This window comes from Laspinema sp. D2d (assembly GCF_025370755.1).
Taxonomy (GTDB): domain Bacteria; phylum Cyanobacteriota; class Cyanobacteriia; order Cyanobacteriales; family Laspinemataceae; genus Laspinema.
The window spans coordinates 109,576-123,567 of record NZ_JAMXFC010000004.1 but is presented as its reverse complement, the minus strand read 5'-3'; the positions used below and the strand labels follow the sequence as shown (position 1 = coordinate 123,567).

At 46.8% G+C, this 13,992-nt stretch carries 11 protein-coding genes; 3 read left to right on the top strand and 8 right to left on the bottom strand.

The window, feature by feature from the left end; translation table 11 throughout:
* Positions 1–33: 33 nt before the first annotated feature.
* A complete protein-coding gene (locus tag NG796_RS04200) occupies positions 34–2,934 on the bottom strand; it encodes an amino acid permease (RefSeq protein WP_261204661.1) in 2,901 nt (966 codons plus the stop codon).
* 700 nt (positions 2,935–3,634) lie between these two features.
* Here NG796_RS04200 and rplI point away from each other — a divergent pair.
* Positions 3,635–4,093 (top strand): 50S ribosomal protein L9, encoded by a 459-nt coding sequence (gene rplI / locus NG796_RS04195; protein ID WP_261204660.1) that lies wholly within the window; start codon positions 3,635–3,637, stop codon positions 4,091–4,093.
* Positions 4,094–4,236: 143 nt separating this feature from the next.
* Positions 4,237–6,882 carry a replicative DNA helicase gene (locus NG796_RS04190; protein ID WP_261204659.1) on the top strand — a complete coding sequence of 882 codons (2,646 nt, stop codon included), beginning with the start codon at positions 4,237–4,239 and terminating at the stop codon, positions 6,880–6,882.
* Positions 6,883–7,001: 119 nt separating this feature from the next.
* Here the strand turns inward: NG796_RS04190 and purD are convergent, their stop codons facing one another.
* The gene (purD, locus tag NG796_RS04185) at positions 7,002–8,291 is read right to left on the bottom strand and encodes a phosphoribosylamine--glycine ligase (RefSeq protein WP_261204658.1); all 1,290 of its coding nucleotides are present in this window, start codon (positions 8,289–8,291) and stop codon (positions 7,002–7,004) included.
* A 135-nt stretch (positions 8,292–8,426) separates the two neighbouring features.
* On the opposite strand from purD, the gene NG796_RS04180 reads away from it, so the two are divergent.
* The gene (locus tag NG796_RS04180; RefSeq protein ID WP_261204657.1) at positions 8,427–9,377 is read left to right on the top strand and encodes an NAD-dependent epimerase/dehydratase family protein; all 951 of its coding nucleotides are present in this window, start codon (positions 8,427–8,429) and stop codon (positions 9,375–9,377) included.
* A gap of 72 nt (positions 9,378–9,449) precedes the next feature.
* Here the strand turns inward: NG796_RS04180 and NG796_RS04175 are convergent, their stop codons facing one another.
* The 6 genes from NG796_RS04175 to folK form a co-directional block, all read right to left on the bottom strand.
* The gene (locus tag NG796_RS04175; RefSeq protein WP_261204656.1) at positions 9,450–10,886 is read right to left on the bottom strand and encodes an FAD-binding domain-containing protein; all 1,437 of its coding nucleotides are present in this window, start codon (positions 10,884–10,886) and stop codon (positions 9,450–9,452) included.
* A gap of 31 nt (positions 10,887–10,917) precedes the next feature.
* The gene (locus NG796_RS04170; protein ID WP_261204655.1) at positions 10,918–11,769 is read right to left on the bottom strand and encodes an ADP-ribosylglycohydrolase family protein; all 852 of its coding nucleotides are present in this window, start codon (positions 11,767–11,769) and stop codon (positions 10,918–10,920) included.
* Positions 11,770–11,835: 66 nt separating this feature from the next.
* A complete protein-coding gene (locus tag NG796_RS04165; protein WP_261204654.1) occupies positions 11,836–12,387 on the bottom strand; it encodes an NUDIX hydrolase in 552 nt (183 codons plus the stop codon).
* A 6-nt stretch (positions 12,388–12,393) separates the two neighbouring features.
* Complete coding sequence (locus tag NG796_RS04160; RefSeq protein WP_261204653.1) at positions 12,394–12,534, bottom strand: hypothetical protein; 141 nt, start codon at positions 12,532–12,534, stop codon at positions 12,394–12,396.
* A 30-nt stretch (positions 12,535–12,564) separates the two neighbouring features.
* Positions 12,565–12,765, bottom strand: coding sequence for a heavy-metal-associated domain-containing protein (locus NG796_RS04155; RefSeq protein WP_261204652.1), 201 nt, complete (start codon positions 12,763–12,765; stop codon positions 12,565–12,567).
* 122 nt (positions 12,766–12,887) lie between these two features.
* Positions 12,888–13,376 (bottom strand): 2-amino-4-hydroxy-6-hydroxymethyldihydropteridine diphosphokinase, encoded by a 489-nt coding sequence (gene folK / locus NG796_RS04150; RefSeq protein WP_261204651.1) that lies wholly within the window; start codon positions 13,374–13,376, stop codon positions 12,888–12,890.
* Between the last annotated feature and the right edge of the window lie 616 nt (positions 13,377–13,992).

Sequence of the window (13,992 nt, the reverse complement as noted above, 5' to 3'; positions counted from 1 at the left end):
GACGAAACGCTTCGCCTAGTGAGGGTTATCGCTTTAATATATTACACTGTTCACTTTCTGTTGGGCTGGTTTTCTCACTGTTCTAACCGGGATTTCAATAATAAATTCTGCTCCTTCTCCCGGTTCCGAAGAACAATACAACCGCCCGCCGTGTTTTTCTACGACAATTTGATAACAAATCGACAATCCTAAACCCGTTCCTTTTCCAACTCCTTTGGTCGTAAAAAATGGATCAAATAGGCGGTTGCAGATGCTTTCTGGGATTCCGGGCCCATTATCGGCGATCGCAATTCTTATCCAGTGCGAATCCAAGGCAGCGGTGCGAATGGTAATCCTTGGGGGTGAGGCATCTCCGTCATCAGAAGTCAAATTAGGAGCTTGACACCACTCATTGAGGGCATCGATCGCATTACTGATAATATTCATAAACACCTGATTAAGCTGACTGGCAAAACATTCAACGTCCGGTAATTCGCTATATTCCTCAAGGATTTCAATGCGCGGACATTGGCCTTTGGCCTTGAGCCGGTTTCCTAAAATTAATAAGGTACTTTCAATCCCCTCATGAATATTAACCGCTTTCATATCCGCTTCATCAATGCGAGAAAAATTTCTCAAAGTTAAAACAATTTGCCGAATCCGGTCCGCTCCCAGTTTCATCGAAGCAATCATATTAGGCAAATCTTCCACCAGAAAAGCGAGTTCAATCTCTTCTATAAATGCCTCAATCTCGGGCTTGGGTTCAGGATAAAAGGCTTGATAAAGCTGAATTAAGGCCAAGAGATCCCTCGTATATTCGCTGGTATGGGTTAAATTGCCATAGATAAAGTTAACCGGATTATTAATTTCATGGGCCACCCCAGCCACCAGTTGCCCCAGACTGGACATTTTTTCCGTTTGAATCAGTTGGGATTGGGTTTGTTTGAGTTCCGATAAAGCGGTTTCCAGCTCCTGCGCTTGTCGAGTAGCGGTGGCGGTGAGTTGTTCTTGGCGGGCAAAGGCGGCTTGTAATTCCGCTTCAGCTTGTTTGCGCGGGGTGATATCTCGTAAAATCAGGATATACTCGATTTGATCCCAATGGGTCCGAGAAGAAAGGGAAACTTCTACGGTTTTTTGGGCGAATAATTGGGCTGAGGATTGAGCGTCTGGGAAGGCGACTGCGGTGGGGTTGACAAGCTGCTCACAACGGGGATGCCAAAATTGGGGAGCATCCCTTAATCCGGGTAAGAGTTGGGCCATTTGTACCCCGGCTAAGGCTTGAGATGAAACCCCAAATAGCTCACAAGCGGCAGGATTTGCCCGGGCGATCGCTCCTTGCTCATCAATCACCATAATCGGATCGAGGGCCACCTTAAATAAGTGATCAGTAGCTTCTTGGGCTTCCACAATTGAAGCAATTTGGGGCAAACTGGTCCAACAGGCGATCGCCACCCCAATCAAGGCAATACTGAGTAACAACAAGACATACAGTTCACTGGCAACGGTTAAATGGCTCCGATCAATCACGGTTCGGACCACCCAACCAACGGTTAACGCCCCACAGATTAAAAAGAGTAAAATACCGACTTGTAAAACATCAAAATCTTGGAACTTTCCTGAACGGCGACGACGATAAAGCGCCAACCACCACTCCACCCGAAATAAGGGCACAGAACGGCGGCGGATGAGTCGATCAACCACGAGAATGGTAGGAGCAAGTAACAATCCCATCAACCAATAATTCCAACCCCAGGCGAGCCCCCCGACTACCATCACTAAACTTTCAATTATCAGGAAAAGCAACGACCATCGGGGCCATTTAACCTCTGGGCGATCGCGGTTGAGCCATAAACTCAAATGCATCGCCATCATCGACGAGAGATACCCTGTACCCGTCACCATTACCACATGAGAGACATCCCCCCACAGCAGGCAAATCAAACTTAAAATAAAGGTGAACAATAACCCCGGTCCAAACACCCCCCGAGATGACACGACCCCAAATACCGGGGCCATATATCCATCCAAGGCTAATTGATACAAAACCCGTGGGGAGTTAGAAATAGCCGTAGTTGAACTGAGTAAACATCCGGCAGAGAGGAGGAACGTCACCAAAGTGGAAGTTGCTGATCCCCAAAAGGGTTTAGCCCCTGCGACTAAATGCAAAAATGTATTATTCCCTAAACTGGGATCATTGGCTAAACGCATCAAAATCCATGAACCCCCCACATAGACAATCGGTAATAAAACTGCCGCAAAGGATAAGGTTTTAAGGGTGCTTCTAGGCTGCTGACTATCGGCGACAAAAGAAGAGGCGGTTTCACAGCCAGAAGCGGCATAAACCGCCACAAAAAACCACTTTGCCCATTCACTTAGGTTAAAGTCACCCCAATCACTGGGTAAAATGCCAGGACTGGCGGGCGCAAAGGTGAGCCAACCTAAGCCCTGCAAGCCAAAAGTGAGCAAAAACCCGACTGCTGGGATAATGAAAGAAAGGTGTAAGATGCCTAATGTGCGGGTGCCACTAAAGGCGACAATATAGGGGATGATAGTAAATCCCAGCCGGAGTAGATTTTCGGGCAAGTAAAGACCCACCGGGTTTAAATTGGCACTCACTAAGTCCGAGAGGATGATCGCATTCATGGGTGGGACGGAAACCCATCCCAGCCAATACCCGACTGCCCCATAACGCGCGGCGATCGGATATTTTGCGAGGAGTCGGGCTGCATAATTGGGAGTTCCACCGGACATATCGGGCCAGCGCCTCCCCAAATGTTGAACTTGGAGGTTCAGTAAAATGCCCATAATCGCCGCAGGAATCCAAACAAAAATGGCTTGTACTCCCAAAGCTGCATTCATCGCCGGTGCGGGTCCCAGCCATAATAAAAGTCCGCTTAAGCCAAAACCCCAAGTCTCCAGAAAACTTAAACTGCGTTTGAGTCGAACTAATGGCAATGTTTGGGTTTCCATGTGAACAGTGCAAATTTAGATCAGTTAGGATCACGATAAGCGATCGGCCTGTGTCTTTTCACGGTATCAAATCTCAGATTTAAGTGTTTTAAACTATAAATGAGCGACTCTGGATGTTCCGACCTGATGAGGCGGGCCTTTTGGGGCGATCAGTCCCATCCGTTTATTTTTACCGGGTTGCTGAGTTTCTTCTTTGCTTTTGTAAGGTAAGGGTTAGGCCAATTACGGATAGGGTGGGGTTACAAAAGGCGATCGCGCCCAACTGTAAAACTCAAAAAACTAAATCACGCAACCTAACTGATCGCCAAATGGGTTAAGTTTTTAATGACTCATTTCCTCCATAAACCGACTCAGGACCAACAATTTTGATCCGATCCGGCTGAAATAACCCCCTATCATCAGGATTGTATATATAAAATTATATCCCCCCTAAAAATTGCCCCATCCAAACCTACTCAATGGGTTTTACTCAGGGTAGATAGCGTCTTTCCACCCCAGGGGTAGAGACCCATCGAGTTGCGGTAAAGGTAAACCCCCTAACCGCCAGAAGTTGCCCATCCCTAAAAATCCCCTCCGTGAAAATTAGTTAAATCAGTGGTTAACCTGCCCAAATCACACCCCCTCCCTATTGCCATCTGTCCCCGGGAAGCGTAAAATAGAGAGTTCTGACTGAACAGGAACCATTATGAGCAAACGAGTCCAAGTCGTACTAAGTCAAGATGTTAAAAAGCTGGGTAGATCCGGCGACCTCGTAGAAGTGGCCCCCGGTTATGCCCGGAACTACCTGCTACCCCAAGGCTTTGCCGTTCGTACCACCCCGGGTATTCTCCGTCAAGTGGAACGCCGCAGAGAATTAGAACGCCAACGTCTGCTGGAAGAGAAGCAACAGGCACAATCCCGCAAAACGGCCCTGGAAACCATTGGACGTTTTACCATCGCCAAATCTGTTGGGGAAGGGGATGCGATTTTCGGGACCGTTACCGATCGCGAAGTGGCGGAAGTCATCCAAGCAGCTACCAACGAAGAAATCGATCGCCGTGGGATTACCCTGCCTGCTATTAGCAAGACTGGGTTCTATAAAGCACAAATCAAGTTACACCCCGAGGTTACCGCTGAAGTCGAAATTCAAGTGGTTGCGGGCTAAAAAATCGGCGACTTTCCCAGGCGGAAATTCTGTCATGCCTGGGTCAAAATGGTCCCGAGATTTGTACAATAGAAAAGACGCGATTTATTTTTAACCCAAATAAATCGCGTCCGGTGCATCCAGATGAAAGCTGAGTACAAATCGTGGCTGAATCCTTAAACTTCCAAGGCTATAGCGATCGCCTCCCCCCGCAAAACATCGATGCGGAAGAAAGTATTCTAGGCGGAATTCTCCTCGACCCGGAGGCCATCACCCGAGTCCTCGACCGTCTGCCACCGGATGGATTTTCTATCACCGCCCATCAACAGATTTACAAAGCTGCGATCGCCCTCCATTTCCAAGGCAAAGCCACGGATTTAATGACCGTTACCAGTTGGTTAGCTGACCATAAACTCCTCGAACAAGTCGGCGGACAAAGCAAACTGGCCCAACTCGTAGAACGCACGGTTTCGGCAGTCAATATCGACCAATATGCCGAACTGGTGGTGGATAAATATATGCGCCGCAAATTAATTCAAGGGGGACATCAAGTCGCTGAATTAGGATTTGATACAACCACCGAATTAGCCACTCTTCTCGATAAAGCCGAACAAACCATTTTTAGCCTCACCCAGGACCGTCCGCAACAGGGTTTGGTTTCCATTTCAGAAACCCTGATTCACACCTTTGAAAACATTGAAATCCATCAACAAGGGTTAGCTTTACCGGGGTTAACTTGTGGGTTTTATGACTTAGATGCGATGACCGGAGGATTGCAGCGATCTGATTTAATTATTATAGCTGGGAGACCGGCGATGGGGAAAACCAGTTTTGCATTAAACCTCGGGCGAAATATTGCCGAATTCCATAAATTACCCGTGGCGGTATTTAGCCTAGAAATGTCCAAGGAACAACTGGTGCAACGGATGTTGTCGGGGGAAGCGGGGATTGAGAGTAATCGACTGCGATCGGGACGGATTGCCCAGAATGAATGGGAGGCTTTAAGTATTGCGATCGGGAATCTCTCGGAGTTACCCCTGTTTATTGATGATACCCCCAATATTACGATTACGGATATTCGCTCCAAATGTCGGCGACTGCAAGCGGAACAGGGGGGGAAAATGGGATTAATTTTGTTGGATTATTTGCAGTTGATGGAAGGCACTAGCCCAGATAATCGGGTGCAAGAGTTATCACGAATTACCCGAGGATTAAAACAATTAGCGCGGGAATTAAATGTTCCAATTATTACGTTATCCCAGTTGAGTCGCGGGGTAGAAGCGCGAACCAATAAACGTCCAATGATGTCCGATTTACGTGAATCGGGTTGTCTAACTGGAGAGAGTTTGATTACCTTGGCAGATAGTGGGGTAGATGTGCCGATTCGGGAATTAGTGGGTCAATCGGGTTTTGCGGTTTGGGGACTCAATCAAGCTACAATGCAGTTAGAACGAGCGATGGTGAGTCATGCCTTCTGTACGGGGGTAAAGCCGGTGTTTAAACTCACGACTCGCCTAGGACGGCAAATTAGAGCAACTGGGAATCATCAGTTTTTAGCCATTGACGGATGGAAGCGACTGGATGAGTTGCAGAAGGGCGATCGCCTCGCGTTACCCCGTCAATTACCCAGTTCCTCGGTGCGATCATATCGTCATCCTGAGTTAGCATTACTGGGGCATTTAATTGGGGATGGATGCACCCTACCTAGACACGCGATCCAATACACGACAAGAGAGAAAGACTTAGCTGATCTGGTTGTTTCTTTAGGGGTTGAAGTGTTTGGGGACCTCGTAAAGCCTCGAATTGTTAAAGAGCGAGACTGGTATCAGGTCTATCTTGCCGCCAGCTACCACCTCACTCATAAGGTTAGAAATCCAGTGGTGATCTGGTTAGAATCGATGGGTGTGTTTGGTTTAAGATCTTATGAGAAATATGTTCCTAAAATGGTGTTTGAACAATCACAGGAAGAAATCGCCCTTTTCTTGCGTCACCTCTGGAGTACCGACGGTTGTATTAAAACCAGCAAAGTGAAAAATTCTTATCCGGCTGTCTACTACACTTCTAGTAGTCCCAAACTTTCCCAAAACGTTCAGGCCCTCTTACTACGACTGGGTATCAACGCTCGACTATCTGTTAGTCCTCAACCGGGAAAAGGACGGGAACAGCATCAAGTTTGGGTAAGTGGAAAGCCAGATTTAGAAAAATTTATCACTCAAATTGGTGCAGTTGGCGACTACAAACAGCACGCTCTCCAAGAAGTTAGCAATTATCTCGAAGTGCGTTCAGGAAACACAAATAGGGATGTGATTCCCCATGAGATCTGGAGAATGTATGCTGTTCCTGCCATGCAGCGTTCTGGTCAAACGATACGGCAGATGCAGGCTCAACTCGGAGTTGCTCACTGCGGAACAAGCCTTTACAAAAAGAACGTGAGCCGAGAGCGCGCTGCTAAACTCGCTAGGGCGGTTCAATCGGAAGAGATTACCCGGTTAGCGAATAGCGATGTTTACTGGGATGAAATTGTGGCGATCGCACCCGATGGAGAAACCGAAGTGTTTGATTTAACGGTGCCAGGTCATCATAATTTCATTGCCAACAATATTATCGTTCATAATTCCATTGAACAAGACTCGGATATTGTTGTCATGCTGTATCGTGAAGAGTATTATAATCCAGATACCCCAGACCGGGGAATTGCTGAAGTGATTATTACCAAGCATCGGAATGGACCAACTGGGACAATTAAGTTGCTCTTTGACCCGCAGTTTACCAAATTTAAGAATTTAGCAAGACCGCAACAACATTATTAAGCCAATGGAAACGATGCAAGCTCACCCCAACCGAGGCTTTTTCATGAACAGTAGGCATTGCCTCCCTCTACTTATGCCGCATTAACACACGTAGAAGAAGGCAATGCTAGGGCGTAATTTTAAGCAATTGGGGAACGGACTCGATGGCCGATATCTCGGCGATAGTAGGACCCGTTGAAGTGGATTTGTTCTACGCCTTGATAGGCTTTGGCAAAGGCATCGTCAAAGTCAGTGCCTGTGGCGCTAACGCCGAGAACTCGTCCTCCTTTAGTGAGCACTTGTCCATTTTGGAGTTCGGTTCCGGCATGGAAGGTGACTGCGCCGATCGCCTCCGCTTGCTCTAATCCGGTAATCACATCCCCGGTTTTATAGTCTCCTGGGTATCCTCCGGCAGCCATCACCACACAGGCGGAGGCTCCATCTTTCCAGCGCAGGGGAGGGAGTTCTGCTAAGGTTTGGTTGACGCAGGCGAGGAGAACTTCATCGAGGGGGGTTTCTAAGAGGGGCAAAATCGCCTGGGTTTCGGGGTCCCCAAAGCGGCAGTTAAATTCCAGCACTTTGATGTCACCTTCCGGGGAAATCATCAGTCCGGCATAGAGGACGCCGCGATAGTCGATGTTGCGATCGCGCAAGCTGGCGATCGCCGGTTCCAAGACCTCCCTCTGTACCCGTTCCATCATCTCCGGGGTAACCAAGGGGGCTGGTGCATAGACTCCCATTCCGCCAGTATTCGGCCCTGTATCCCCCTCTCCAACGGCTTTATGATCCTGGGCCGGAAGCAAGGGGCGCACGGTTAAGCCATCGGTAATGGCTAATACAGAAGCTTCTTGACCGATTAAGCATTCTTCAATCACGACGCATTCACCGGAGAGGCCAAATTTGCCCCCAAAAGATTCGGCGATCGCGGCTTTGGCTTCTTCCACCGTTGCTGCCACCGTCACCCCTTTCCCGGCGGCTAATCCATCGGCTTTGACTACAATTGGCGCACCCTGTTCTTCCACATAAGCCAATGCCTGGGGGATTTCTTCATCGGTAAAGGCTTGCGATCGCGCTGTAGGAATTCCCACATCTTGCATAAATGCTTTCGCCCAAGATTTGCTCGCTTCTAGTTGTGCACCGGATTGAGAAGGACCAAATACGGGGATTTTTTCTTGCTGTAAGTAGTCGGCCATTCCCATCGCTAATGGCACTTCTGGGCCAATCACGACTAACCCGATTTCATGGGTTTTGACCGCCTCTTTAATACCATAAAAATCAGTCGCTGTCAAGGATAAATTTTGGCAATTTTCTAAAATTGCCGTGCCTCCATTTCCTGGCACACAAAACACAGTCTCAACGGTGTTAGATTGCAACAGTTTCCAAGCAAGGGCGTGTTCTCGGCCCCCATTTCCCACAACTAAAACCTTCACGTTTCCCTCGTTTAGCACTTAACTTTATCTTTAAATCAGCCATAATGGTGACCCGATCGATTTTATGCTAGAACGGGATAGCTTCTTTAGGGTGACTTGCATTAATTTCTCTTCAACTGTACCTATGGTGAATTTATGACGACAAGTATTGTGACTGGTGTTGGGGGTTTTGTTGGGTCTCATTTAGCCGAAGTCCTACTCGATCGCGGGGAACGGGTGATTGGCATTGACCAATTTAACGATTACTACGACCCGCGCTTAAAACGCCAGAATATTGCTTCATTTGCAACCCATCCCGCCTTTCAACTGATTGAAGCGGATATCCAGTCGTTAGAGTGGCGATCGCTGCTTGCGGATGTGGATTTCATCTATCATCAAGCGGCACAAGCTGGGGTCCGCGCCAGTTGGGGAGATCGGTTTCGCGCTTACACGGAACGCAATCTCAACGCCACCCAGGTGATGCTAGAAGCGGCGAAGGATGCCAAGCAACTCCAGCGCTTTGTCTTCGCCTCTTCTTCCTCAGTATATGGCAATGCGGAAACCATGCCGACGAGTGAAGCGATTTGTCCGGCACCTGTGTCCCCTTATGGGATTACCAAACTGGCATCAGAACAATTATGTGTGTTATATCACCGTAACTTTGGGGTGCCCGTGGTGGGGTTACGTTATTTTACCGTCTATGGTCCTCGTCAGCGTCCGGATATGGCGTTTCACAAGTTTTTAAAAGCGGCATTGGTTGATGAAGCTATCCCAATTTATGGGGATGGACAGCAAACCCGAGATTTTACTTATATTAGTGATGCAGTTGCGGCCAATTTAGCCTCAGCGAGTTCCAAAGAAGCGACTGGGGAAGTGTTCAATATTGGTGGCGGTTCTCGGGTGTCGTTAGCTTATGTGATTGATACCATTGAGGAAGTAATTGGACGTCCGATTAAGCGCAACTATGTCGAGTCTGCGATCGGGGATGCGCGTCACACCAGTGCGGATGTTTCCAAAGCACAGCGTCTCATCGGATATCAACCGCAAGTCCCTCTCAAAGAGGGATTAACCCGAGAATGGGAGTGGATTCAATCCCTTTATCAGTAAAAGATTTTGGTTTCCCGACTTCAGTCGTTTTTTTATGTTCGTAGTAACGACTGAAGTGGTGATGTTAAACTTTTACTCTGTCAAGGCTTTTTGTTGTTGATATAAAGCTTTAAATCGCCGCTGCTGCTCATTGTGATTGACTATGGTTTCAGGATATCCACAGGATTTGCGTTCCAACGGAAGAATTTTACCTGAAATTAACGCTTCTGTTTCCATCGATCGCAACTCCGGTACCCACTCGCGAATGTAGTCTCCCTCGGGGTCGAATTTCTGGGTTTGAGTTGTGGGATTAAAAATTCGCAGGGGTTTGGGGTCCATGCCACTGGAAGCACTCCATTGCCAACCCCCATTGTTAGCCGCAAGGTCTCCATCATATAATTTTTGCATGAAATATTGTTCTCCCCACTGCCAATTTATAATCAAATCTTTGGTGAGAAAACTAGCAACAATCATCCGACAACGGTTATGCATCCAGCCGATTTCATTGAGTTGGCGCATGGCAGCATCAACGATAGGATAACCCGTTTGTCCTTCACACCAAGCTTGAAATAGTTCTTCGTTATTTTCCCAAGGAAAGTCTTTCCAAGCTTCTCGATAAGGTCCGGTGGCAAGTTCAGGAAAGTGATAAAGTGCCTGTTGATAAAATTCGCGCCATGCGAGTTCTTGTTGCCAGGTTTGGACACCTTTGCGGGTTTCGTCACTCCGGCATTCTTCAGCGGCGCTTAGGGTGGCATTCCAGACGGTGCGAATGCCGATCGCACCAAATTTGAGGGCGGCACTTAGTAGAGAAGTTCCGGGAACGGCGGGGAAATTCCGTTGTTCGTCGTAGTCGTAAATGGTGCGATCGCTAAAGTCTTCCAGTTGCGATCGCGCAGCACTTTCTCCCGGTTCCAGCATCAGCGGATTGTCCCAACTCAATCCTAAATCTTTGAGCGTCGGTAATGCAACTGCACCGGCATTTTTAGCCTTTTCTTGTTCTTCTTTGCTAAGAGATATAGCCGTATCTAATCCCGGGACAGGTTCTGCTTTGGTTTGGCGAATCCAGTTTTTCCAAAAAGGCGTATAAATGGTGTAGGGATTGCCGGTATTACTACAAATTTCTCCGGGAAAATGTAAAAGCTGGTCCCAAAAGTTTTCCACTGCAATTCCCTGTTTTTTTAGGGCTTCTCGGACTGCTTGATCTCGGTCCTGGGAATACGGTTCTACGTCTAAATTCCAATAGACAAATTGTGCTTCTAAGGCAGTGGCTAATCGGGCGATCGCCTGTCTGGGTTCATCAAACAAAATGAACAGTTGACTCCCTATTTTAGCATAGTTTTCCTGGAGTTCAGCCAAACAACCCAGCATATATTTAACCCGCGCTGGGGCAATATCTGAACCTTTTAAAATATTCGGGTCTAGGCAAAATACTCCCACGAGTTTTCGGCTTTTCTTAAAGGCAGTCGCCAACCCGATATTATCAGTTATTCTTAAATCCCGGCGATGCCAAAATAAAATTAAATCAGACATGAATGAATCTTCCTTGTTTTTATAAGTCGCTTTAATTTACAGAGTGAGTTTCCTTTAAACTCATTAATTTTGGGTCTAATTCAATGATATAATCTTTTCCGTAAGTCTGATTTTCTAAAGTATCAATGAGGGTTTGGGGAAGGTCCTGCGTGATTTCTGCACTATTGGAGGCAGCGGCAAGGGCGATCGCAGCGACGGTATCCACATCGCCGGTAAAGGCAATGCAATCTTGTAGCAGTCCACTTAGGGAATGATTGCGGGCGATCGCAGTTAAGGCAGCTTTGACACAAATCCATCCGGTTGTTTTGACGGGTCCTTCCCAGGGTTGGGACCATTGATAACCGGGAATATAAGTGTCAATAAATTCACCCAAATTCAGTTTAGATCCCCGATTATAAATAAAATAATGGGACATTAATGCTGCGGCACAAGCAGCATTAATACCATCGGGGGTATTATGAGTAATCGCCGCTTGCAAGGTGGTTGCTTCAATCACCGCTTCTGGGGTCGCTAATACCCCAATGGGTGCGGCACGCATGGCGGCACCACTTTTATCACTTCTAACGTTAATTTTAGCTAAAAAGTCGGCTCCATCTTCGACTTGTAGCAAGAAGTCATAAAATTTGGGAGAGTATCCTTCTCGGGGGTCGCGTTTAAATGCGGTAACGAAGTGATTGGCGACTGCCAGGGTTGTCCAAGGTTCTCCAGATACCAAAGTTTCGGCGATCGCCAAACTCATTTGGGTGTCATCGGTGTAACATCCGGGACGAATTTGATGCCGAGGATGTTGGACATACTGCCTTAAAGTATTTTCGGGAATCATCTCATCGGCATATTCAAATCCCGCCCCGTAAGCATCGCCGATCGCTAATTCTAAAAGCATTTTTCTCCCCTTTTTAACCCCGTTCGGTATGGACCGCAAACCGCCATTTTTTGTTGGATACTTGTTTTAAAAATTCAACAGCCGTTGCGCTAAGAAAAAACTGGAAATAGATTTAGAATCGACTACTTCTCCATTTAAAATTGCCAGTTCAAAGTCATGAGGCGTCATTAAAATGGTTTGGATATCTTCATCTTCATCCAATTGTTGTGGGGTCGTCAACTTTTCTAAATCTTGGGCTAAAAACGCATAAATGACTTCATCAGAATACCCCGGGGCGAGGAAAAACTGACCTAATCTTTGCCATTGATGCGCACGGTATCCGGTTTCTTCTTCTATTTCTCGTTGAATGGTTTGAAAGGGTTCTTCATCATGTTCCACAGTTCCAGCGGGAAATTCGAGTAATCGTCCTTGGACTGCAAAGCGATATTGTTCCACTAAAACGAGTCGTCCATCTGCGGTAACAGGGATGCAGAGTGCGCCGCCAGGGTGTCGAATGCATTCCCATTCCCCTTCAGCACCATTGGGAAGGCGTAAACGGTTGACATCAAAGCCAAATTTTCGACCGGAATAGGAGAGACGATGTTTGATCAGGGTGGGAGGTTCTTGACCGAATACCATAGTTATTTAAAACGGCGATCGCTGAATGTGCAGATGAACGATGAACAAGAGGAATTCGATACAATTCCCGGGAGATTTTAGCGGATTTAATCGCACCCTGGCGGTGCGTTTAGCAGTAGCCGTAACGCACCGGGTTTTGGGGGACATTCTCACCCCTTAAATGGGGGTAATCAGAGATTAGTCCTCCTTTACTTCAAAGCCGACTGCTGTAATGGCTTGTTTGAAGGATTCTTCGGAAGCAGCGGAATCTAGGGTCACCGTTTTGTTTCCTAAATCAATATCAACTTTAGCATCAGAGTCAACAGTTTTAATCGCCCCTGTTATCTTTTCAGCGCAGCTTTCACAGACCATTGATGGAACTTCTAGTTTGAGTGACATTGTTAAACCTCGTTTACTTTACTGCTTCCTATTGTGAGGGAAAAATCGGATTTTTGCTCTCTCCCCTCTGGCAGATTTGTGGGAATTAACTCCTGATCGCCTCGATTCATGGAATGGATTTGTCAATTGTACAGGGTTTGGACCCCGCTGATGTCTATTCGTTGCAGAAGTTGACCGATCGCCTCGCCGGAGACTGGATCCACCCAGTCCGGGGCAATTTCGGCTAAAGGCACTAGCACAAATGCTCTTTCTTTCATCCGAGGATGCGGTACTTCCAACTCTGATGTTGCCACAATTGCATCCTCATAGAACAGTAAATCAAGATCCAGGGTTCTAGGTCCCCACCGTTCTTGGCGGATCCGTCCGAATAGGGTTTCAATCTCTAATAAACGCGCTAATAACTGGTGAGGGGTGAGTTGGACTTGCACTAAAGCACAGCCATTGAGATAATCAGGTTGCGGAGGGCCGATCGGTGCCGTTTGATACCAGCGGGAAGTCTGCTGTACCGATATCCCTGGGGTCGAATCTAAATGAGCGATCGCCGCTGCCAAAATCTTGGGAGAGTCACCCAAATTGCTTCCCAATGCGATCGCACAGATCACTGATGTCATGGTTTCACAGAGTAGAGGAGAGTCGCCATCAACCAACCGTTTACAAGTTCTCAACAGTTCCAAGGTTATTTTACCTGCTCAATTCATTCTTATTAGGGATTTCCATCAAAAAACTTCTCCATTAGAAGTAATGCCGAATTATTCAAGCCGATTGGCGTTCTCTTTTGGGGAGTTGGGGGGATCTCTGATAGAAGATTTTATTTTGTGGAGTTCCCTTACATCTACAATCCAAAAAATTTATCTTTGCTTTTCGCTTAAACTCCGAGGGCAAAATTTCTCCGATAATTTTTGATTTATCTAATTGCATTTTGCTTTCCTTATATCTTATCTTTATTATAATTTATGAAAGGCGGAAAAAATTACTTTATGTCTTGAATCTTTTATTAAAAGTAAGTAAAATTCCCATTTTATTAGTCTTTTAAAAAATTCAAAAAATTTTATCAACGAGTTTTAAAAATGGGGTGAGGGTTAAGTGGATTGATGTCGGGATAATCTCTTAAAGATTTGGGTCTAGGAAACAAAAAGTAGCGGAGTTTAGGTCAAGCGATTTAAGATGGGGTGCATGAAACTAGGGGGGAAAGGGGGATAACTCGGGTCCCTGAAAGAAAAAATCAAA